The organism is Microbulbifer regidiadema (SeqCode), from assembly GCF_052467605.1.
The window spans coordinates 472,128-495,112 of record NZ_CP174316.1 but is presented as its reverse complement, the minus strand read 5'-3'; the positions used below and the strand labels follow the sequence as shown (position 1 = coordinate 495,112).

At 51.9% G+C, this 22,985-nt stretch carries 18 protein-coding genes; 6 read left to right on the top strand and 12 right to left on the bottom strand.

The window, feature by feature from the left end; genetic code table 11:
* Positions 1-201: 201 nt before the first annotated feature.
* From ACJJIF_RS02985 to ACJJIF_RS02960, 6 genes are all read right to left on the bottom strand, one after another.
* Entirely contained in the window at positions 202-771 is a 570-nt protein-coding gene (locus ACJJIF_RS02985; RefSeq protein ID WP_444930761.1) for a hypothetical protein, read from the bottom strand.
* Positions 772-967: 196 nt separating this feature from the next.
* Positions 968-1,405 carry a hypothetical protein gene (locus tag ACJJIF_RS02980; protein ID WP_444930760.1) on the bottom strand — a complete coding sequence of 146 codons (438 nt, stop codon included), beginning with the start codon at positions 1,403-1,405 and terminating at the stop codon, positions 968-970.
* Positions 1,406-1,707: 302 nt separating this feature from the next.
* Positions 1,708-5,355: an amino acid adenylation domain-containing protein gene (locus ACJJIF_RS02975; RefSeq protein WP_444930759.1), complete on the bottom strand. Its 3,648-nt coding sequence runs from the start codon at positions 5,353-5,355 to the stop codon at positions 1,708-1,710.
* Between the two features lie 334 nt (positions 5,356-5,689).
* Complete coding sequence (locus ACJJIF_RS02970; protein ID WP_444930758.1) at positions 5,690-8,848, bottom strand: efflux RND transporter permease subunit; 3,159 nt, start codon at positions 8,846-8,848, stop codon at positions 5,690-5,692.
* Entirely contained in the window at positions 8,841-10,079 is a 1,239-nt protein-coding gene (locus tag ACJJIF_RS02965; protein WP_444930757.1) for an efflux RND transporter periplasmic adaptor subunit, read from the bottom strand. Before ACJJIF_RS02965 ends, ACJJIF_RS02970 begins: the two co-directional genes overlap by 8 nt.
* Positions 10,079-11,515 (bottom strand): efflux transporter outer membrane subunit, encoded by a 1,437-nt coding sequence (locus tag ACJJIF_RS02960; protein ID WP_444930756.1) that lies wholly within the window; start codon positions 11,513-11,515, stop codon positions 10,079-10,081. The genes ACJJIF_RS02965 and ACJJIF_RS02960 overlap by 1 nt, the downstream gene beginning before the upstream one ends.
* Before the next feature lie 319 nt (positions 11,516-11,834).
* Here ACJJIF_RS02960 and ACJJIF_RS02955 point away from each other — a divergent pair, with 319 nt between their 5' ends.
* Entirely contained in the window at positions 11,835-13,019 is a 1,185-nt protein-coding gene (locus tag ACJJIF_RS02955) for an acyl-CoA dehydrogenase (RefSeq protein ID WP_444930755.1), read from the top strand.
* A 73-nt stretch (positions 13,020-13,092) separates the two neighbouring features.
* Here the strand turns inward: ACJJIF_RS02955 and ACJJIF_RS02950 are convergent, their stop codons facing one another.
* Entirely contained in the window at positions 13,093-13,968 is an 876-nt protein-coding gene (locus ACJJIF_RS02950) for an EamA family transporter (RefSeq protein ID WP_444930754.1), read from the bottom strand.
* Positions 13,969-13,986: 18 nt separating this feature from the next.
* Complete coding sequence (locus ACJJIF_RS02945) at positions 13,987-14,889, bottom strand: EamA family transporter (RefSeq protein ID WP_444930753.1); 903 nt, start codon at positions 14,887-14,889, stop codon at positions 13,987-13,989.
* A gap of 219 nt (positions 14,890-15,108) precedes the next feature.
* Between ACJJIF_RS02945 and ACJJIF_RS02940 the strand changes: the two genes are divergently transcribed.
* Genes ACJJIF_RS02940 through ACJJIF_RS02930 form a run of 3 tightly spaced genes read left to right on the top strand, consistent with a single transcriptional unit; the run spans position 15,109 to position 18,315 of the window.
* On the top strand, positions 15,109-15,726 hold the full coding sequence (locus ACJJIF_RS02940; RefSeq protein ID WP_444930752.1) for a trimeric intracellular cation channel family protein: 618 nt from the start codon (positions 15,109-15,111) through the stop codon (positions 15,724-15,726).
* Between the two features lie 45 nt (positions 15,727-15,771).
* Positions 15,772-17,424, top strand: a complete 1,653-nt coding sequence (locus ACJJIF_RS02935; protein WP_444930751.1) for an alpha/beta fold hydrolase — start codon at positions 15,772-15,774, stop codon at positions 17,422-17,424.
* 60 nt (positions 17,425-17,484) lie between these two features.
* Complete coding sequence (locus ACJJIF_RS02930; protein ID WP_444930750.1) at positions 17,485-18,315, top strand: sulfurtransferase; 831 nt, start codon at positions 17,485-17,487, stop codon at positions 18,313-18,315.
* Positions 18,316-18,527: 212 nt separating this feature from the next.
* Here the strand turns inward: ACJJIF_RS02930 and ACJJIF_RS02925 are convergent, their stop codons facing one another.
* From ACJJIF_RS02925 to ACJJIF_RS02910, 4 genes are all read right to left on the bottom strand, one after another.
* Entirely contained in the window at positions 18,528-19,244 is a 717-nt protein-coding gene (locus tag ACJJIF_RS02925; RefSeq protein ID WP_444930749.1) for a YopT-type cysteine protease domain-containing protein, read from the bottom strand.
* 927 nt (positions 19,245-20,171) lie between these two features.
* Positions 20,172-20,408, bottom strand: a complete 237-nt coding sequence (locus tag ACJJIF_RS02920) for a hypothetical protein (RefSeq protein ID WP_444930748.1) — start codon at positions 20,406-20,408, stop codon at positions 20,172-20,174.
* Positions 20,409-20,753: 345 nt separating this feature from the next.
* Complete coding sequence (gene ykgO, locus ACJJIF_RS02915; RefSeq protein WP_444930747.1) at positions 20,754-20,897, bottom strand: type B 50S ribosomal protein L36; 144 nt, start codon at positions 20,895-20,897, stop codon at positions 20,754-20,756.
* A 2-nt stretch (positions 20,898-20,899) separates the two neighbouring features.
* A complete protein-coding gene (locus ACJJIF_RS02910) occupies positions 20,900-21,148 on the bottom strand; it encodes a type B 50S ribosomal protein L31 (RefSeq protein ID WP_444930746.1) in 249 nt (82 codons plus the stop codon).
* A 1,049-nt stretch (positions 21,149-22,197) separates the two neighbouring features.
* Here ACJJIF_RS02910 and ACJJIF_RS02905 point away from each other — a divergent pair.
* Together ACJJIF_RS02905 and ACJJIF_RS02900 are read left to right on the top strand one after the other, a co-directional pair.
* Positions 22,198-22,737, top strand: coding sequence for a sulfurtransferase (locus tag ACJJIF_RS02905; protein ID WP_444932309.1), 540 nt, complete (start codon positions 22,198-22,200; stop codon positions 22,735-22,737).
* Positions 22,643-22,930: a sulfurtransferase gene (locus tag ACJJIF_RS02900; RefSeq protein WP_444930745.1), complete on the top strand. Its 288-nt coding sequence runs from the start codon at positions 22,643-22,645 to the stop codon at positions 22,928-22,930. The genes ACJJIF_RS02905 and ACJJIF_RS02900 overlap by 95 nt, the downstream gene beginning before the upstream one ends.
* Positions 22,931-22,985 lie beyond the last annotated feature (55 nt).

The window sequence follows — 22,985 nt, the reverse complement described above, 5'->3', positions numbered from 1 at the left end:
CGTTAATGAACTCCATTAAATGCTAACTACTGGCAAATGGCAACTGCAACACCACAAGGTCTTATGGGAAGGAGGCTGCCAGCAAAACTACAATCTAGCAAAATGCAAAAATTGGGGATATTCACATTGCGGACACCGCTCGATGGCTGGTGTGGGGGGATGATAGCTAAAAACTACCGGCAGCCCGCCTTATGTGTGTCACTAGTACTTCGGCGCTTTGATAAGCGCTCCATCGGCCAATGATACCTGAAAATCTAGCCATCCGCCTGGAGGATCAACTTCAGCACTACCATAAATAGTATTCCCGGAAATGTCTTGAACATTCGTGCCATCGACAGCTAAGTGATCTAGCTGCCAAACAATATCAGCATTATCGTCAATTAAAGTTAGACCAGTTCCCGACGTAATTAATAGATGATTTTTCTCAAGTCCTAGCGGGTAATCTTCAGAGGTTAGAAACTCTTGGAAGTAGCCAAAGGAAGTGGCTCCCAGACTTAGTGACTTTATTTTCTTGAAGTCTTTTGAAATGAAATGTGCGTGACCACCACACCCAATCACAATCCAAGAATGCCATAAAGCGTAATTGTTATAAAGGAAATAGTCCTTATCTGTTCCTGCAATCTTTAAAGTTGTTTTGATCGAATTGCATTCTCGAATCGTCACAACAATGCCAGGATGCAGGATATCTTTCTTTGAACCATTCGGATGAATCGAAATGATTGAACTATTTCCATAGCAATCTAAAATTTCACCTCCAAACTCTATATCCACCTCAGAACCTCTCTATTTTTTACCCATGACACCGAAGGCATAGGCCGAGCGAAGCGAAGTGTAGCAGTCAACTCTTTTTGACCGCCTAATCTTGAAAACATCAAAGAGATATCACCTAGATTATCCATTACTTACTCTTGGCCTATAGCACAAAAATCAACAGTGGAAGCCTGTCAGTACCCGGTGCAGCGTATTGTTAATCCTTTTTACCTGAAACATGGTTTTGAATTTGATCGGCAATGTTTGCGTAAACTGACTTTAGCTGATTTGGATCCAGCGTTGATTGAAACTCAACAACCAACCCTTCGAAACCATTTTGTGTTGTGCTAATAACAAGCTCCATTGACGTGTTTTCTTGAAACTGATGCAAATCTATGCCGGCTTTAGCAAGCTCTGAGCTTAATTTTTTTTCATTGATAGAGAAGCCACTCAATTTTTCTTGTAACTCCTGAGCGCTAGAAACTGACAATTCGTTAGCAGGAATTGTGTAATCAAATCCTCGCGTTACAGCCGGCTCTATGATGCCACTCTTTATAGCGACATAGATAAGTAAGATAACGAGTACAGTACCATTAGCGAATTTGGAAAACTTTGATTTTCCAAGTGTGATGAATGCTTTCCTTTCTTGAGCCATTTCTTTCCTCATAGGCTTAACAGTTAATTCAAAAGCAGCATCTATATATCACACCGCTCTATAATTCCAAAGCCCATTCACTCCAATTCACCAGAAAAGTTCCAAGAATCAATACGTCACCCCTATATAGTACAAATGTATAAAAATAGATATAGAGCAGCTGCTCCTGAACTCTATAAAGAGCGAAGCTCAACTATCAAAATCGCCTTACTGTACAGATAGTAAGTAGTAGGTAGCTTAATCACAAAGTATGGGCCCAGCAGCATTCACTGAAGGGCCCGTAGCTTTATCTCTCAAGCCAATTAGCAAATAGTAAGCTCTTCACTAGCCTCAAATTTTTTGAAAACCTTGGAACCCCGCTTAAAGTCAATCATCCGTGCAATACACCAGATAAAAGGCTCCGCCTCGCCACTTAATACACAAGTGCCCGTGCAAATACTGTCAAGTAAAGTTTGTATATCAAATAAACGCAGGGCCGAAACTGTACACCTATTTTTAAGTACCATAGTACATGAAGAAACGCCAGATATTGAGTGGTCACTCAGGCTTACATGGCCGCCGTAGACTAACACTCTGACTGGTTCAAACTGCTCGGAGACACTGATAGACAACAACAAGTTAGGTGTGGGGCCGGGTACACTTTCCAGATAACATCTAAGATGGTTAGAAAAAGTAGTAGCCCACTCCCCAACTTCAGCGCGCGCCTGCCCCAAGTCCATAGGTTTATCATCTGCTGTCGCTAGATGAACATCCACCTCCCGCTCCGCTTCAATCAAAGCTTGCAGAGTTTTATCGACATCTTCTTTGGTATGAGCCGCCGAACAAATCAACCTCAGGCGACCACGCCCACTCTCCACGATTGGGTAGGTGACCGCCGAGGTTTGAATACCCCGCTGATATAAGGCCTGTACAATGGCAAACAGTTTATCTTTATCAGCAAAATGCGGAGTCACAATAGGGCCATCCCCGGTACCCAGGTCATATCCCGCTCGCTCAAACTGCTGGCGCATATACCGGGTCGTATCCCACAGTCGATCCCGGAGCCCATCATCAACCCTAAGCCGGCGCAGGGCTGCCAGGGCAGCAGCAATATCGGCGGGGCTCACTGAGGCCTGAAAAATATAGGCCCGCGCTGAGGACCTGAGCAGGTCCACATACTCTTTCTTTGCGGCAACAACACCCCCCAAGCTGCCGAGCGCCTTACTGAGCGTTGTCATAATAAAGTCGACCTGATCAGTGACACCTTGAGCCGCACAGATTCCCGCACCGCTTTCGCCGTAAAAGCCGAACGAGTGAGCCTCATCAACCAACACCAGGGCATTGTGCTTCTTGGCGATGGCGACAATGTCCGCTACCGGTGCTGCGCCCTCGCCCATACTGTAAACACCTTCAAGTACAACGAGGATAGTACGGTAAGGAGATGCTTCCGACTTTAATACGGCTTCCAAGTCGCTGGCGCTATTGTGCTGGAATGTCCTGATCTTTGCTCCACACAGACGGGCACCATCGACGATGGAGGCGTGACAGAGCTGGTCTATTACTACAACATCCTCTTTGCCCAGAAGGCCGGCAACTACGCCCACATTGGCCGTGTAGCCGGTCGGGAATAAACAGGCTCCCGGCTTTCCTACCAAGTTTGCAAACTCCGCTTCAAACTGGAGATGGAGATCTGTTAAGCCAGAGGCTGCCGCAGAGGTTCCCATTCCGCTGCCAAAACGCTGAACAGCCAATGATGCCTGCTCAATAACCTCCCGATCCCGATTTAGGCCCAGGTATAGGTTAGTTGTCCAAATAATCGCCTCTTGCGCATCATCGCTATAGACATCAGATACGGTGCCGCGAGTGCCACTCCCTGTGCGCAACACCTTGCTATAGGGGTTTCTGCGCTGGCTATTGGTCATGGATATCACCGCCTGGACCCACTTGCTTTTATCGGAAGCAGACCACGATGGGGCTTTTGCAGCCTGGAAGGTTGGGTGGCTGGACTGTAGCTGGAACTGAAGATTGGCGAGAGAATCGATACCTGAAGCAGCGGCCTCCTGTGCAGGCATGCTTTCAACCTGATCCCCCATTAAATGGATAAGGTAGCCCGCTAATAATTTTGGGGTCGGATAATCAACGAGTGCTTGAGCTGGTAAAGTTCGCCCTGCGCGGTGACTCAAGCGGCTGGTAAGCTCCAGTATTGTCAGTGAGTCCAACCCCTGCTTTTCAAATGGCAGCTCTGGCAAAACAATCTCTGGGTCAGGGTGATTGAGCAGCGAGGCCACCTCCTGCTGAATCATGCTAATGGTTGTCACCTCACTATAAGCTGCCGGATGAGTCGATAGCTCTAGCAACTTGCTACTTTGGCTAACCGCACCCCCTTTCATCGCCTGCGGATTGCCCTGCGGGGCAAACGGCATATTTTCCGCGAGAGAAAGCTTACTTCGGTCCAACTTGCCATTGGGCAAGCGCGGCAGGGCTGGCAAGTGCCGGACAAACTGGGGAACCATGTAGTGGGGGAGACGTTCACTCAGGAACTCTTTTACCTGCGCCTCAGTAATTGCTTTATCCGCGTTTGCGATATAGGCAACCAGTATCTTCTGCCCTACCCCGCCATCTATTACGGCAGTGGCCGCAGAATCAATACCTGGCATTGATTCAAGTATCGATTCAATTTCTTCAAGCTCAATGCGAAATCCCCGGATCTTTACCTGTTGATCAATGCGTCCCAGATACTCAATTTCTCCGCTATCTGTCCACCGACACAAATCTCCCGTTTTGTACAAACGCCGATCGGAAATTGTGCTATTAGAGGGGGGCTGAATAAATCGCTCTCGGGTCAAAGGTTCATCATTTAAGTAACCTCGGGCAAGCTTGCTACCGGCCAGATACAACTCCCCTGCCTCTCCGCTCGCAACCGCCTGTAACGAGTGATCTAAAATATATGCGCGAGTGTTGGCTATGGGTCTGCCAATGGTGATTTTATCAACGGCCGGCGTAATCTCTGCACAGGTCGAATAAACTGTATCCTCGGTGGGGCCATAGACATTGACTATGCGCGGGCTCACCGCTCCTGTATAAATTTGCTCAACTAAAGAGCGTTTGAGTACCTCACCGCCAAAAACCAGACAGCGAACCCCCTCAGGCAGTTTTTCCAGTGAAAGAAGTGCTTGAATTGCAGATGGGACAGTAATACAGGTGCGCACTTTATCCGAAGATGGCAGTCTGGGCAGTTCGAGAATATTCTCCGCCAGTATTACAGTCCCGCCGAGTGACAAGGTTCCCATAATTTCCATTACTGAAGGGTCAAAGCAGACCGAGGTCGAGGCAAGTACCCCCTCAATTTCTCTATCACTCAACAACTCGCTCATAGATTCACTGAGGGCAGTAACACTTCGGTGTTCAACCGCAACCCCCTTCGGCTTGCCCGTTGAACCCGATGTATAAATCACATAGGCGAGATCGTTGGCACTTGGCCCCGGTATTTTAACCAGTGAATCCAACTGCGATTCCGGTAGTTCATCGAGCCAGACTAACTCTTCAACACCGAAGCACAGGCCCACCGAATGCTCTCCATCAACTATTGCCGCTACTGCGCGGGAGTGCTCAAGCATATATTGCACTCGCTCTCGCGGGTAAGCTGGATCGAGGGGGACGTATGCGCAACCCGCACGCATCACCCCCAACAGCACAGCAATAAGCTCCCAGGAGCGCTGCATGCAAACGCCCACCAAAGAACCGGGCTTTACGCCGAGATTCCCCAGCTCTGCGGCAATCCCAGTGGCCCGCTGTATCAAGCGCGTGAAGCTTATTTCTGTATTGCCATCAATAATGGCGATCTGATCAGGATTTTTAAGCCTTTGCCTGTCGATTAAATCGCAAATGGTATCTCCTGTTGATACAGCACCCGATTCAACCGGCTCCATACTTTGGGGCTGGGTTTTATGTTTACTAATTGAGCTGCACACTGACACTTTCCTTTTATACTTATTAAAAGTCATAAACTACCGTTCAATTTCTTTCAGGGTCTTTCAAATTTGGGCAAAATTTTCTGTTATTTGAAAGTGGGTAGAATTAACTGACTAATTTCGAAGTATGCCGTGAATTAATTTCATAACCTTGAACTGGCGCAGCATTTTCGCTGCCGCAAAATCAAAACTTAAAATTAAAGCGGCGGGGCTGGTGTTCGAAGAACCCGTAGAGGCCTGGCAGCGAAGCCTGGAACCAGCAAGGAAGGTTTGGTCACAAAAGGCGGGGGTTTGAGAAAAAATGCCGCCGACACAGTTATGTCGGCGGCTGGACTTATTTCTGCTCGGCAGTATTCCCACCCCCAAGGTGGGCAATATTATTTCTCAGCCAAGCAAACAACTGCGGGATATCTCTACCCATCATCAGGTAGAGGCAGGGTACCAATAACAGCGAGATCGCTGTCGCGGCAAGTATTCCGTAGCCCAGTGAGATCGCCATTGGAATCATAAAACGCGCCTGTACCGAGCTTTCAAAGATCATCGGCATTAAACCGCAGAAAGTCGTTACGGTAGTCAACACGATCGGGCGAAAACGCCGCACTGCCGCGCCCTTAATAGCGCTTTCCAGATCGGCGCCGTCATTGCGCAGGCGATTGCTGTACTCAATCATAACCAGAGTATCGTTAATCACTACCCCGGCCAGTGCCACCATGCCCAACAGGCTCACCATACTGAGTCCATAGCCCATCCCCAAGTGGCCGAGCAATGCACCAATCACCCCAAAGGGTATCGCCACCATCACAATCAACGGCTGCATGTAACTCTTTAGGGGAATTGCCAATAGTAAATACAGTACTGCCATTGCCAGGGCAAAGGTCATCCCCAGACTCGCCAAGCCCTCGCGCTCTTCCGCCTGGCGCCCTTCGTAGGAAACGCTGAGACCGGGGAATTCCGCTTTCAGCTGGGGGACCACACTTTCATCTAATTCATTAATCACCAGGGTCGCTTGGTCACTGGGCTCCACATTGGCAGTCACCGTGGTAACCCTACGGCCCGCGCGGCGATTAATGGTGGCGTAGGCGCGCCCTTTATCAATTTTCACCAGATCTGGCAGGGGCATCCAGACGCCATTACTGGCGCGGATCATAATGCTGTTCACATCATTTATATTGGTCCGTTCATCTTCTGGCAGGCGCACCATCACCTTCACCTGATCCCGGCCACGCTGTTGGCGCAGAGCTTCGGCTCCGTATAGCGCCGCCCTCAACTGGCGACCAATCTCCTCGGCAGACATACCGAGGCTCTTGGCAGTTTCCGTCAGCGTGAGATCGAGCTGAGTTTTACCGAGAGAGATACCCGGGTCGATATCGCTGACATTGGGGAATTTCTCCAGTTCATCCCCCAGGCGTATGGCGGCTTGCTCCAGGGTATCCGTATCGGTATGGCGCAATTCCACAGTTAGCGAGGAACCCGCTCCGGGACCACCCCGGTCAGAGGCAGTTGTCGCGCTGAGGGCACCGGCAATGGGCCCGGTCTCCTGGCGCCAGGCGCGGATAAACTCACCAGTGGAAAAGGAGCGCTCGTCGGAGGGCACGAAGTAGGCATCCACCATAATCGCATCATCCCCCATCAAACCGCGAATCCCCAAAAAGACCTTGTCGCGATCGTATTGCTCGAGCACTTTATCAGCAGCAGAAATAATCTGTGAGCGCGCTTTTTCCAGTTGGGACTGGGCCGTGCCGGTGGGAAAGGTCACGGCAAAGCGGCCGGAATCCCGTTCAACTCTGGGCATCAGGGTAAAGCCCATACGGCCACTGGCCGCATAGCCGCCGACCACCAGCAGTGCCGCAACGGCCACGGCAATCGTGGTGTAGCGATGCTCGATACACAAATCCAGGAAGGGCCTAAAACGCTGCTGTATAAAGCGATCGAAACCCCGCGCGAGTATTTTTTGCCGCGCGGCAAAACGGCGCGCCCGACGACTCTTATAGCCGCGACGGGAGTGGGCCAGGTGTCCGGGCAAAATAAACAGGGCTTCCACCCAGGAAATAATGAAGACCGAGCCCACCACAAATGGAATTACACCGAAGACCTTACCCATAAAGCCGGGCAAGGCAATCAGAGGAAGGAAGGCGACAATATTGGTCAGAATCGCAAAGGTGAGCGGTACCGCCACCTGTCGGGCTCCGGCAATCGCCGCCTCCAGATTGCTGTAACCCTGCTGTCGCCACTCATGAATATTCTCACCGGCAATAATCGCATCATCCACCACGATTCCCAGGGCGATGATAAAGGCGAACATACTCACCATGCTGATAGAAATATCGAGCCCGGGCAGGAACAGCAGAGCCCCGAGGAAACTGGTGGGAATGCCCAGTGTTACCCAGAAAGCCAGGCGCAACTCCAGGAAGGCACCGAGCACAACAAACACCAGTAGCAGCCCGATAAAACCATTCTTCAGCAGCAGTGTCAGGCGCGCTTTGAAAATTTCCGAGTCGTCATCGCGAACGGTCAGGGTCACACCCGGGGGTAAACCCGCCCTAACCTCTCCAATCACTTCATGGGCGGCCTCGCTAACGCTCATCGGCGTCTGGTCACCCACCCGGTAGATCTTGATACTGATGGCCGGCTCGCCGTTAAACACCATATTGCGCGCCTCTTCCTCAAGGGCATCGCTGATGTTGGCGATATCTTTTAGGTACACTGCACCGCCACCGCTGCCCTGGGCAACCACAATATCGCCGAACTGGCGGGCCCAATCGCGGCGCTCAGTCACTCGGACCAGTATCTCCCCGGCATCGGACTTAACACTGCCGCTGGGAATGTCCACGGCCGCATTTTCCACAATACCCGCCACCTCCGGCAGGGTGAGCCCATAGCGTCGCAAATCGTCGCGGCGAATTTCAATCGCCACCTGCAAGTCTCGCATGCCCTGCGCTTCCAGCTGGGTGATACCGCTGTGCGCCTCAAGCTTGTCGTAAACCTGCATCGCCAGAGCGCGCAGGTTGTGTTCGCTGAGATCGCCGTGCAGCACCAGATCCAGCACATCCCGCTTGCGCTCGGCCAGACTGACCTGGGGCTGCTCAATATCCGTAGGGAAAGTCGTAACAGAATCGATGGCCTGCTGGATATTTTGGTAAACCAGTGCGGCATCGGCGTCACCTTCCAGCTCCAGGGTCAGAGAAGCGCTGCCTTCATTGGCCCTAGCGGTCATCTCCTTGATTCCCACCAGGCTCTGTACCGCTTGCTCAGCAGCTACCAGCACACCGCGCTCGACCTCCTCAGGACTGGCACCGGGGTAGGAGATGGATACGCTGACGGTATCCAAACTGAATTCCGGAAAGACTTCTTTCTTAACGATTATCGAAAAAATCAAACCGCCAATCAGGAAAACCAACATCAGCAAATTGGCGGTGACATGGTTGCGCGCCATCCAGGCAATGGCGCCAGTTCGGGTATCGACTGCCACTTTGGGGCTATTCTGTTCAGTCATCTGCGCCCCCGGAATTGAGGCCACCGGGACCGCGTCTCGGCGGGCGTTCTGCGGCAGCGGCCGCATCTATCGGTGGGCGCTGCCGGCGATTACTGTCCCCGGCAATGCGAACCGGCATGCCTTCGGTCACTGTCACCAACCGCGTCGTAACCAAGGTTTCGCCGCCACTGAGGCCCTGCTCCAGCACGGCGTAGTCGCCACTCATATAGGCCACATCTACCGGCAGCACGGTGGTGCGGTTATCCCGAACCACCCAGACATTGTTGCCGTCTTGCAAGGCGCTGAGAGGGATGCGCACACGCTCATCCTCACTCTGGGAAACAATCTCGACTCTCGCCAGGTCGTTGAGAAGCAGTTGCGGCTGGGAGGGGTCCAGGACAGAGAGCGGGTCCTCCAGTTCTACCAATACACTGGCGAGACGCCCCTGCTCTTCCAGTACCGGAATAACCCGGACAAACTCACCACGGCGATAAGCCCCTTCGGGCCACTGGCTGCCGTAGATACGAACTTCCACATCGCCGCGCCCAAGCCGATGCAGTTGCGACGCGGGCACCTCAACGGCAATCTGAAAACGATTGGCACTGGCAAGGCGGTAGAGGGTGTCTCCTGGGGACACGCGATCACCCACATCGGCATCGCGCTCTACCACCAGGGCATCAAAGGGGGCACGGACCTCGGTCAGGCGCAGATCGCGCTTGGCCAGGGCTACATCCGCCTCCGCAGATTGCACCGCCGCCTCGGCGGCCGCCCTCTGGGGTTCGCGCAAGACCAGGGCCCGGTCAGCGTCAGAGAGCGATGTCCCCAGAAGCTCATATTCCTCTTGGGCCACCTGCTGTTGCCCGCGCTCCTGCTGCAACTCGGCGCGGCGCTCGGCCAGGGCACTCTGAGCCGTCATCAGGGCCAATTGGTAGGGCTCGCGGTCAACCCGCAGCAGTATTTGCCCCTTCGGCATTACTGCACCGGGGCCCAGATCGTAGTCGAGCCATTGCACCTGTCCCTCTACCTGGGGCTCCAACTCCGCCAGCTCCCGGGCACTCACGGTACCCAGGGCACTCAAGGTCACCGGAAAACGGCCCTGCTCTGCAACGGCTATATCGACAGTCGGCGGCGGCGCCCTGCGCTCGCCGCGACTGACCGACGGTTTTTCCCGCATCATCCCGTTGAAGATCAACAGTGCCAATACCAGCAACACTACCGGTATCAGCAGGCGCCAATTGAGCTTCTGCAACATCAGCTATTTCCCTCCAGGTACAGCTCCAAATCCACGGGCTCGGGGGCTGGAAGATCCGCCTTGGGAATTCCACCGGAAAGCGCGCGGTAAAGTACAACTCGGTTTTCAATCAGTTCCCGTTCGGCGGACAGTATTTGTCTCGCCAGACTCTGTTGTTCATCCGTTGCGGTCAACACATTGAGGAAGTCGATGGTCCCTCGCGCATAGGCGCGGTTTTGACGCAACAGCAAAAGATCCGCAAGGCGCTTGCGCTCGCGCAAGTGGTTGAGCCTCTGCTCAATCAGGCTCTCTTGAATCAGTGCCTGCTCCACTTCAGACAGCGCTTCATTGACCTTACTGCGGTAGAGGGCCCAGCGCTCCTGCAAAACCGCATCCTGCTGATCCTGGGCAGATGCCAGGGCGCCACCATCGAAGATCACCCCTTCGATCGAAGCGGCAATAGCCAAAAGCCAGTTTTCAGTCACATTACTGATCAAACTGGTGCCATTACTGGCCACGGCGGACAGGCTGAATACTGGCAGTCGATCGGCCCAGGCCTCATCTGCCAGATGATACCCCTGCAAAAGGTCCCGCTGCGCCTCCACGACATCTGGGCGGCGCAACAATAACTGTGAGGGCACGCCGGTCTCAGGCAGGGCGGGCAGGATTGGGAGTCCGGACTGTTGATGAATCATGCCATCGAGTTCCGCGACATTGATGCCCAGAAGGGCCGCTAACTGCACCTTTAGGGTGTCGATATCGGCTCCCGCTTCATCTAGCTCCTGCTGTGACTGTTGCACCAGTTGCTTCTGCTGCAAAACATCCGCTGCACCTGAGACGCCGCGACCAAAGCGCAGTTCCAGAACTTTTAAGCTTTTGCGGTTGGTCTCCAGCTGCTGTTGCAGCAAATCCCGCTGGCCCCACTGCTCCCGCAGCGCCAGCCAGGTGGCGGATACCTCACTCGCCAGAGTCAGGGCGGCGGTGTGCAGGTTTTGCTCCTGGGCCAGGTAAGCCGCCTCAGCCGCACTGGCACCGGCGCGGACCCGCCCCCACAAGTCGACTTCATAGCTGGCGGCAATACGGGTACTCCAGCTATTTCCCTCGGCGGAGGAGTCTGTGAACTCACCGGATGAATAGCGCTGTTCGGTATTTTCCGTACTGGCGATAAGGCTCGGCCAGAGACTGGAACGCGCTCCCCGCGCGACAGCCGTCGCCTGCTGCAAGCGCCAATAAGTAGCCTGAAGGTCCGGGTTATCTTTTAGAGCTATTTGTACCAAATTGTCCAACTGCTCATCATTTAGATCTCGCCACCAGCGCAGACTCGGTGCAACAGTACCCGATGCACGAAAAAATTCTGGTAAGCCCATGTTTTTATCGGGCTCGATAGTCTCAATTGGCTGCGAACTACAGCTGGCAAGCAGCGGAACACAAATTGCCAAAATGCGGTAAAAGGACAAGGAATATCACCGAAATTAAACGTTTAATCGTAAAAAATAGAGATTTATTGCGTGCATTATCCGCCGCCCAAAATCGCCCGCAATGCGTTTTACTCTTGTTTACACAGGGTACAAAAAATCAGACAAAAAATTGCTGTCCGCAGGAGTGCCTGTGGCCGGCGACTTCGGTATGATGCGGCACACTAAACTGAACAGTCACCGGGGTTTGACGCGGAGCTTACCCAAAAAGTCTCCCCTATGTGCACGGGTGTGTGGCCTTCTTTAACCCGCCCCTTGGACACTCCGGTGAAATTAATAACGGAAGTAGAAGAGACAAACCATGAGTAAACATCAGCCACTCGCCCACTGGGACGATATTTTGCTGCTGGATCAACAGCTGAGCGACGAAGAGCGCATGGTGCGCGATACGGCACGTGAGTACTGCCAAAGCAAACTGATGCCCAGAGTTCTGGAAGCCAACCGTCACGAAATCTTCGATCGTGAAATCATGAACGAGATGGGTGAATTGGGTCTGCTCGGCTCTACCATCGAAGGCTACGGCTGCGCCGGTCTCAACTACGTTTCCTACGGCCTGGTGGCGCGCGAAGTCGAGCGCGTAGACTCCGGCTACCGCTCCGCCATGAGTGTTCAGTCCAGCCTGGTTATGCACCCGATTTACGCCTACGGCAGCGAAGAGCAGAAGCAAAAATACCTGCCTAAGCTGGCATCCGGTGAGTGGGTCGGCTGTTTCGGCCTGACCGAGCCCGACGCCGGTTCCGATCCCGGCGGCATGAAAACCCGCGCCAAGAAAGTCGATGGCGGCTACCGCATCAGCGGTTCCAAAATGTGGATCACCAACAGCCCGATTGCCGATGTTTTCGTTGTTTGGGCTAAAGATGACGACGATATTATTCGCGGTTTCGTACTGGATAAGGGTATGGAAGGTCTTTCCGCACCGAAAATCGAAGGCAAGTTCTCACTGCGCGCCTCTATTACCGGCGAGATTGTGATGGACAATGTGTTTGTTCCTGAGGAAAACAAGTTCCCCGAAATCGGCGGACTGCGCGGCCCCTTCGGCTGCCTGAACCGCGCCCGTTACGGTATTTCCTGGGGCTCCATGGGCGCCGGTGAATTCTGCTGGCACGCCGCCCGCCAGTACGGCCTGGACCGCACCCAGTTCAACCGTCCGCTGGCCCAAACCCAGCTGTTCCAGAAGAAACTGGCGGATATGCAGACTGAAATCACCCTGGGTCTACAAGCCTCCCTGCGCGTAGGCCGCATCATGGACGAAAACAAGCAGTTCGACCCCACCATGATTTCCCTGGTGAAGCGCAACAACTGCGGCAAAGCGCTGGATATCGCACGTATTGCCCGCGATATGCACGGCGGCAACGGTATTTCCGATGAATTCCACGTTATTCGCCACGTGATGAATCTCGAAGCCGTAAATACCTATGAAGGTACCCACGACGTACACGCTCTAATCCTCGGCCGCGCGCAAACCGGCCTACAGGCATTCGTGTAACGCATCTCCAGGGCGCAGCTGCCGGCAACTGCCGGCGGCGCGCCCGCCTCTGCTTAAATCCCACCGACTAATTTCAAGTCTTGCCCTCAATTGCCTTTACATTGATGACACAGAGTGCGATTCCGGCGAAAACCAATACCGAGGCTCCCCACTCCACCGCATCCATGGATTCATCCAAGAGCACCCGCGAACCCAGCAGGCCAAAAACCGGCACCAGTAATCCAAACGGCGCCACATAGGCGGAAGAGTAGCGCCGAATCAGGTCTCCCCAGCAGATAAAAGCAAGCAGAGTAATTAAAAAGCTCTGATAAAAAATGGCCACCCATGCCATAGGTGAAGCCCCCAGTAAAATCGCTATCGGCTTCTGCGTTTCCATATAGTAAGACATCACAAATAAAGGAATCGGCGGTACCAGTGAAGCCCAAACCATCAAGTGGAGCAGATTGACTCCCTTCATGGTCTTCAGCACCATATTACCGATTGCCCAACTCATCCCCGAGCCCACCAGAAGCACAAAGCCTTTTACGGTTGTCGCCCCATCTTCATCCGCATGAATAAAAAATAAAACAAACCCGCCAATAGCGATCAGCAAACCGATTAACTGCTGGCGACTCACCTTATCGGCAAAAAAACAGACGCTAAATATCAGCGTGAAAATGACTTGGCACTGCATTAAAAGGCTGGCGACACCCGCCTGCGCATCAGCGCGCAGTGCAAAGTACGCCAAACCAGTGGTTAAAAACTGAAGAAAAATGCCGATCAGCAGGACACTGAGAGCAGACGTTTTGGGAAAGGGAAAAAAAAATACCAGCGGCAGCCCCACCAAACTAAATCGAACCGCAGTTAACAGCAGCGGCGGAACATCCCCAAGCGCCAATTTGATAATCGGGTAAGCCATACCAATTATCAGGGCGCAAGCGAGCGCTTGTAGAACTCTAAGCAATGGCATAACTAAAATTACCCACCCCTATCGCTCCCCGGCTTCGACACTCGTTTCAGCCGGGCTTCGACCACCAAACTTCACCACACACAGTGCAACACCCAGCAGGACCAGTAAAGAGGCGAACCACTCAGCATAAGTAAGACTCTCATTGAGTATCACTGACGAACCGAGCATCCCAACAACAGGCACCAGTAATGCAAATGGCGCGACAAGGGCTGAGGGGTAGCGGCGTATTAATCCTCCCCACAAAACATAACCGATCAAAGTCACAAGAAATGCCTGGTAAAAAATAGAAAACCAAGTGATACCTTTTAAATGGGTGAAAAACACCCAGGGGGTGTGGCTCTCATAAACCAGCGACAGCAGTAACATAGGTATTGGCGGCACCAGTGAAGCCCAGACCAGTAAGTGTAATAAATTCACATCGGGCTTTATTCTGCGGAATAAAATATTCGCCACCGCCCAGGAAAGACCCGCTGCCAATACCAAGAAAAGCCCCTTTGCCGTTGTCGAGCCTCCCTTATCGGCGTAGTAAAAGAAAATAGCGAACCCCGCAATGGCAATCAGTAAACCCAAAAATTGCTGGCGGTTTAATCGGTCGTGAAAGAGCAACGCACACAGCAACAGAGTAAATAGCACCTGCGACTGCACTAAGAGCGAGGCCACACCGGACTGAATATCGGACTTTAAAGCGTAATACACAAATCCCAGTGCCAGAAACTCTTGAAAAAAACCAATCCCTATCACATTGGCAATCGATGTCTTCGGGAATGGGCAAAAAAAGACCAAAGAAACCGAAACCAGTGTAAAACGAACCGCAGCCAATAACAGTGGAGGTAAATCAGCCAAGGCCATCTTGGTCACAGGAAAGCTCAGCCCAATAATAGTGACCGCAAACAAAGCCAAAAGGACGCTCTTGAGGGGCATACTCCAGTCACCAGGGGTAGAAGGTGATAAATAAGAGTAGCAATAATCTACACCGGCCCCGCTACAAGGGGAGATCCCCTCCCCTGTGGCCCGTCGCTCAAGCGCCCCGGCCCGATTGCGGCAGCTCACACTTCTCGACCCGACTCGCGGTCCAATTCCCCTTATATTGACAGAAGTGCTATTCTCCCCTGCCCGCCAATCACTAGATGTAACAATGATATGGATGAGCTGCTGTATTGGTCTGAATTAATCGGTATCGCGGTCTTTGCCTTTAGTGGCGTACTCGCCGCCGGCCACAAGCAGATGGATCTATTTGGTGCGGTAGTACTCGCCTGTGTCACCGCCATTGGTGGCGGTACTGCCAGGGATATTATCCTCAATATCCCCGTATTCTGGCTTGATCACACCTATTACCTGTGGATCGCCTCAATTACCGGCGTAGTGAGCTTTTACCTGATACGCTATCTGAGGGTCCCTATGCGCCTGCTTATGGTTGCAGATGCCATTGGACTCGCCGTATTTGTGGTACTCGGCACCCAGAAAGTACTCGAGCTGGGCTACTCCGCCACCATCGCAATCGTGCTCGGTGTTATGACCGGCACCTTTGGCGGCCTCATTCGAGATGTACTGTCCGGTGATATTCCGCTGTTACTCCGGCGTGAAATCTATGCTACTGCCGCACTGACTGGTACAGCCATATTCGTTGCACTGGACCACCTCGGCTGGCCATCCCATGAACTGGTATTAGCCATCGCCGTTTTTGTAACACTGGCAATCCGCCTGGCGGCTCTGCGCTGGAATATCTCCGCGCCGGTAGCACGCTTTGGCAAGCAGTGACCCAGGCCCACAACCCCCTATTAGCAAATTACAGGAATCATCTAAGTGCGAAAAACCCGATTGCGCATCCTTCTTATCACGCTCTTTTCTGTAGTGATTGGAGCCTGTGAACGCGCAACCAACTCTGCTCAAACCGATCCAGCACCGCAAAAGCAATACGCTCGCCTGGTCGCGAAACCCTGCTGGTTTAAAATCGATGACTCCTGGCCCTTCACCCAGTGCTTTATGATGGAAGTACCGGAGAACTATGCCCACCCAGAAAAGCGCAAGATCCGCTTCCCGGTCGTGCGCTTTCGCGCTACAGATCCCGATCCAGAAAAAATCCCCCTCCTTCACCTGGGTGCCGGTGGCCCGGGCGCCAGCATGGGGCTGGAGCCAGAGAATGCCAGTGACTGGCTGTGGCTGAACTATGCGGCCATGACCGTAGAAGATGGCCGGGACCTGTTTGTTATTGACCCTCGCGGCACCGGCATGGCCCAACCGCGTCTCACCTGTAGCGAATTTATCGAAGATGCCGATACCGCCTTCCAGCGCAACCTGTCTCCCGAGGAGGAGTCCCGGGTTTTCTCCTTTAGCATGGAGCGCTGCTACAGCCGCCTGAGCAAGGACACCGATCTGGCCCAATACAACAGCTCGGTTATTGCCCGGGATGTAGACGAGCTAAGAAAGGCACTCAAACTGGAAAAGTTTGACCTCTACGGGGTGTCCTACTCCTCCCGCTACGCTCTCACCGTGGCTCGCGACTACCCCGAGTCGGTGCGCACCCTGGTACTTAACAGCGCCGTCTTTCCCAATATCGTCTACACTCAGCAACTGCCACAGGACTCCCTGGCCGCCTATGAACGCGGTCTCCAGCACTGCATCCAAGACGAAAAGTGCAATAGCCGCTACCCCAATCTGCGCCGCAGACTGGAAAATCTGGTGCAGACCCTGGATGAAGAGCCGCGCACTATCCCAATCAAGCACCGCTACGCCAGACAGAGCTATCCCTTTGTACTCACCGGACAGCGCTTGCTGAGGGTTCTGTTCCAGGCGCTATACGACGAGAATTTCTACAATAAACTGCCCAAGATGATCGAGGGGCTGGAAAGTGAAGGGGATGAAGGATTAGAGCCGGCTCAAGAGGCCATCGCGAGCTTTATGGAAATTGTGCTGGACCCCTACTTTGGCGATGCCGCCGGTGTCAGCCACTTCTGCTATGAAGAGGCCCCTTTTGTCGATTTCGATCAGGCCAGAGCCAACGCCGCCGACACCGGCATACTCGGCGGCGCTGTGCGTTCAGATTTGAACCTGTTACAGATACAGTGCCGTATCTGGGCAATCCCCTCTGCGCCACTGACCGAGTCAGAAGCGATCTCCACACCGGTTCCCGCGATAGTATTGCACGGCGGCCTGGACCCGGTGCTCGCAGCAGACGATGTGGATATCGCCCGCAGGGAACTGCCCAACCACCAGTGGCTGCTATTTCCCCAGCTGTCCCACGATATTATCTCCGCCAGCAACTGTGCAGAGCGGGCTGTCGCACGCTTTCTCGACAACCCCGCCGAAGATCAAACCGAGATCGCCATGACCTGCCGCAAGGCAGAATTAGCAGATCAGATCTCCACTGAGCAGACGTCGGAGTTACAACAGGAAGCCGAGCAACCGGCCATTGAGCCCCAAGCAGCGGAAGCCCCCGGCCCGGAGAGTACACCCTAGTCACTGACCCTGCGGGGAGCAAACCGCACAAATTTTGCCACAAGGATTGAGAGAAGGCCCATGGACAATAACCGCAGCCGCGCCCTGATCGAAGTGGCGGATTTGGTCGAACTTAAAAATACCGGCGCAGCGGTGATACTGGACTGTCGCTACAGTCTCGCGGACCGCGACAGCGGTGCGCGGGACTACCGGGCCGGCCATATTCCCGGCGCCTACTACGCCTGCCTACACCGGGATCTCTCTGCTCCCCTACAGCGCTACGGCGGCCGCCACCCGATGCCCACTGCCACGCAGTTCCAGGCATTCGCCCGCAAACTGGGAATCAATAGTGACACACCGGTCATCGCCTACGATGATAACCGCCTGGGCTTTGCCGCCCGCGCCTGGTTCCTATTTTTCTTCTTCGGCCACAAGAAAATCAGCATTCTGAATGGCGGCCTAAAGGCTTGGCTCGATGTTGGGGAGGCATTAGACACAAGCGAACCTATTCTATCCAGGCAGGGAAACTTCAGCGCACAAGCAAAAGAAAATCTTTTGGTTCATTACGAGACCATCAAGCAAAACCTGGGTAAAGCACCTTGGCAGCTCGTAGACGCCCGGGACAGTCAACGCTTTGAAGGGCTTGAGGAGCCCATCGACCCGATTGCCGGGCATATACCCACCGCCATCAACCGGCCCTGGCAAAATATTACTGACAAAAACAATGGGAAAGTGAAATCTATTGCCGAACTCAAAGCACAATTCGATAACTTAACCGACGGTAAACCACTTCTCAACTACTGCGGCTCAGGAGTTACTGCCTGCGTCAATTTCTATGCACAATACTTGGCTGGCCGCCACGACTCACTACTCTATCCTGGGAGCTGGAGTGACTGGTGCGCACATCAGTAACAGATAACAGTTAATCTTTACTATCGAGAGTCACTCTGCGAAATTAGAACACTTGACAAAGATATTGTATCAGGCAAGTGCCCTTAGGTTCATAGCTACATTTATATATAAAGAGCTATTAAAGCGGTCAAATAGGCATCTACCAATACCAACTTACTCCACACCATTTTTAACAGTGGCTGCTTCAAGAAAGTCTATCATTCTGTACCTTATCAATTATAAACATAAGTCCGCCATCCACTTGAAAGGCCGAGGGAACCAAATCCACTCGACAAAATTTTCCGCCGGTAATACTCACGAAAGAAATTAAGAAAATCCTGTTTTGTATTAAAGCTGTACTCCCCATGATTAGGGTCAAAAAATATGCATCGCTGAGCCGTCCCGGCGGGCCCAATATAGAGAGAAATTGCATGGGCTGCGCGAAAGCAACCGAAGGCTGTACCTGACACAACAATTATTGCGTAATTATCATTTAACTGCTCTAATGATGCCACCAAGAAATCAGTCATTGACAAAAGCTGAGCTCCAGGAACAGCTATTTGCATGTTGGAATCCTCGCCAAGCCCAGGCACTGCATGCACCCCACGCCCCCTCAGCCACCCTTCCAGATTTTTCATATATGAATTATTTTTATCGTGTGCCCAACCCCACTGAGATTTAGCAACTTTTCTCAATTCACCAATATTTAAAGAGCGAAGCCGAGTAAATGTAAATGGACTTGTTCCAATCTTCCATCTTTCATACAAACCCAATTTACTTGATAGAGATGCCCCCTCAGAAACCCTGCAATGTATCCAGTGCGCAGTCAAGGCCCCACAAATACCGAACTTACTGAATCCAGCATAGTGCACCCAAACTCTTAGTGAGCCCTGGGAAAAGCCCCAGACTTTTTGCCCGCGATGACGTCCAGCAATTGTACTAACGCGCATTTTTACAACCCTCCCAACAGATAATTACAACCAAAAATATACTTCCTGAATTAAACCAAACGAAAACCCACAACTAAAAAATGGCTAGGAATTTCAGAAACCCCTCCTCACGTTTGGCACCAAATTGATACTGACAGCCGAATTAGCCATATTTCGACTTACTGTAAACTAAAGCAAATCAGACCTTAGATCTTTAGGATTTGGTCGTATAATTTTAGATTCCAGAGAATAAGGCAGATTTTTTATTCTTAAGATAACCGCCTCCAACTCAAAGGTATATTTCAGCCAATTTAATGGTAACCCTGAGCGTCAATTACTCCCACCAAAGCAAGTCATCAAGACGTTGCTGCACTTTTAGAAAGATAAAGTAATTGGGAACTCTAGCAACGCAGCCAATTGCAGCATTAGTGTACTTGAGCAACGACACTTTTAACCATCGCCGGGTCCAAAAGCACAACCCACATGAGCTGAAGATCATGATCGATTCGCCTTAGGAAATGATTGCCATCGACAAGAAGGGAGGGACAATTCACTTCGTCGATCCAGACACCTTTGTGATACGAAGTACTCTGAGCGACTTTCCACCTGTACCCCATGAATTAACAATCTCACCAACCGTAAAGAGGCATATGTTCCAATCTATGGCTCTGGGATCTTTGGGAGTAATCCAAATCCCGGCCACTTGATCGCGCTCATCGACTTAGTGGCACGGCAACATCGCGGATACATCGACATCAATCCTTACCGAGGCCCCCATACAATGAAACTTGGGCCAAATGGTCTACTCTACTCGTGCGCGGAAGCGAGCGGCGTAGTCATGATAATCGATGTACGCTCCCGCGAAGTCATCAGCACGATTGATGCCCGTAGCGTAGGCTGTCAACACCCAATGGCGCAACTGGAATTGACCTCTCCCCTGGTGGGGAGCTATTGGTCATCACCGATGGCAAAGTACCTGGTTTGGTAATTTTTGATGCCATCGAATGCACTCAGATAACCCGCATTAGTTTGAATGGTCATCAGTGCCCTGCGCAGATTGTGCGGTTTAGTCCTGACGGCAAGTGGCTGATTGCCACAAATATGGATGGAAATGTTGCGACGATCATCGAGAACCCTCCCTATGGACGCAGCACCTAGTTCCAACAGGAAAGAGTCGATGGACATGGCCTTCCCCCCAAATGGCCAGACAGTTGTTATTGGAAGTCAAGAGGGTGGTACACTGTCCGTCATTAACTTACCTTCAAAACAAGAGAGCAAGCGGTCGAAAGTGGGGGGAGATGTGGAAGCCCTCGGTTTTTTCTAGCATGAAAAGCAGGCAATGGACGTTCTGCTATTTGAAATTAGGCTCCCTGGAGCACATTCATCGGTACACGGGGTCAACCTTCTTTTAAGCTTTCGCTCCTGTCAATAGACGGGTACCACTGCAAAGCCGCGAAGCCAAGCGTTTTCAAATGGAAAATCACTCTTCGCGGCCCGGTGATTGCGGTCGATAAAGATTGCCCCTAAAAATTATCGTTTGTTTCTTGGTTTACCCTGTACCGCTTTAAAACGAGGGTTTGATTTACAAATGACATAAACACGCCCTCTGCGCTTAACCACCTGGCAATCCGGATGCCGTGATTTAGCACTTTTTATAGAGCTGACCACTTGCATTCTTATTTACCCTTGCGATTGAAGCGCTTATTAAATTTGGCGATTCGACCATCGCTTTTAGAAACGTGCTGTTTCCCGGTGTAGAAAGGATGTGTAGCACTAGAAACATCTAAAGACATATAGGGGTATGTTTTACCCTCATATTCAGAAGTTTTTGTGGTCTTCACAGTGGAACCAACGACAAAATAAATATCTGCTGCTATATCGTGAAACAGTACATCGCGATATTCAGGGTGAATGCCCGGCTTCATATGATTCTCTCTTCAGTTAACACTAAGGTTATGATACATCACATCATCCTGTATGGCAATGACTATCATTAAGCCTGTATTTAGATGAGGTTTCAGTGCTTCTGTAAAAGTCTTTTATTGAAATAATGATCCAATAAATGATGTTTATTTGCACATGGTTCGCGCCATTTACGGGTCTGTAAGTCCGTTATTGCAAATGATTCAGTCATATCAGCTAAGATTGTTGCCTGAAATTTACCCCGGCTGCGATAGGTTCCACTCTCCAGTCAGGGCAGCATGCCTATCAGGATGCAAGCAGTTACAGCCCCAGATACCCAGAGAAAGGGGGCACACTATGCCTTTATAGGCGACGCTATGTATTAACATGGGTAGAGAAATGATTTCAGATACCACATTGAGAACAAACGATTTAGATAGGGCCGTGAAGTTCTTTGATGAATTTCTGCCTCTGCTAAATGTAAGGAGTTGATGAACACCGATCGTGTTATTTTTTATTCTTTTGAAGGGAGTAGCTCAAAACTGGCAATATTAAACCATTTGACCAGCAGCCTGCTTCACAAGGCAATGGCACCATGGTCGCCTTATCAGCTCCAAGCATTAACAGAGTAAAAGGACTCCATACAAAAGCAATTTCACTGGGTACCAAAAATGAGGGGGAGCCCGGTGAAAGATATAATGGCCTTTATTATGGTGCCTATTTTAGAGATCTGGATGGAAATAAATTTTCAATTTTTTGTTTATTGCGCACCCCAGCACATAGCAACTACTGTTGTTCAACAAGCTGCAAAGCTGAAGCGGTATATACTATTTTTTGGCTACACCTAAACAACGCATTATATAGTCTCACTTGATGCAGATTAAACTTACACCCCTGTCATATTCGCTTTTGCGAAGACAAGAATAATACCTTCACAGTTTGAGCAATGCGGCCTACCCTCTTAGGGCGCTTTATCGTATTACTATTGACGCCATCGAAGCAGCCACGCCCTGATCGAAGTAGCGGATTTGGTAGAACTTAAAAATACCGGCGCAGCGGTGCGCAGGACTACCTGGCCGGCCATATTCCCGGTGCCTACTACGCTTGCCTACACCGGGATCTCTCTGCTCCCCTACAGCGCTACGGCGGCCGCCACCCGATGCCCACTGCCCACTGCCCACTGCCCACTGCCCACTGCCCACTGCCCACTGCCACGCAGTTTCAGGCATTCGCCCTCAACCTGGGAATCAATAGCGACACACCGGTCATTGTCTACGGTGATAACCGCCTGAGCTTTGCCACCCGCGCCTGGTTCCTATTTTTCTTCTTCGGCCACCCATCTATCAGCGTGCTCAACGGCGACTTAAAAGCCTGGCTCAGCGCGAGAAAAGCACTGAGCACTCGCCCACCAGTGCCCTCGGGAAGAGGCAATTTCAGTGCAAAGCCACAAAAGAATCTTCTGGTGGATTACCAGGGCGTCAAAGAGAATCTCGGTAAAGCCCCCTGGCAGCTAGTAGATGCCCGGCTTTGCAGGGCTTCAGGAGCCCATCGACCCGATTGCCGGGCGTATACCCACTGCCATCAACCAGCCCTGGCAAAATGTGACGGATAAAAACAGTGAGAATGTGAAGTCCACTGCCGAACTCAAAGCACAGTTCGACACCCTGGGCAACGGCAAACCGCTGCTCAATTACTGCGGCTCCGGCGTTACCGCCTGCGTAAACTTCTACGGACAATATTTGGTAGGGCGCCGCGATGCTCCACTCTACCCCGGCAGCTGGAGTGACTGGTGTGCGCACCAGTAAGCAGAGGGGGTGCCAATCACTCACTGGCAATAAAAAATTCCGTGAATAGCACTTT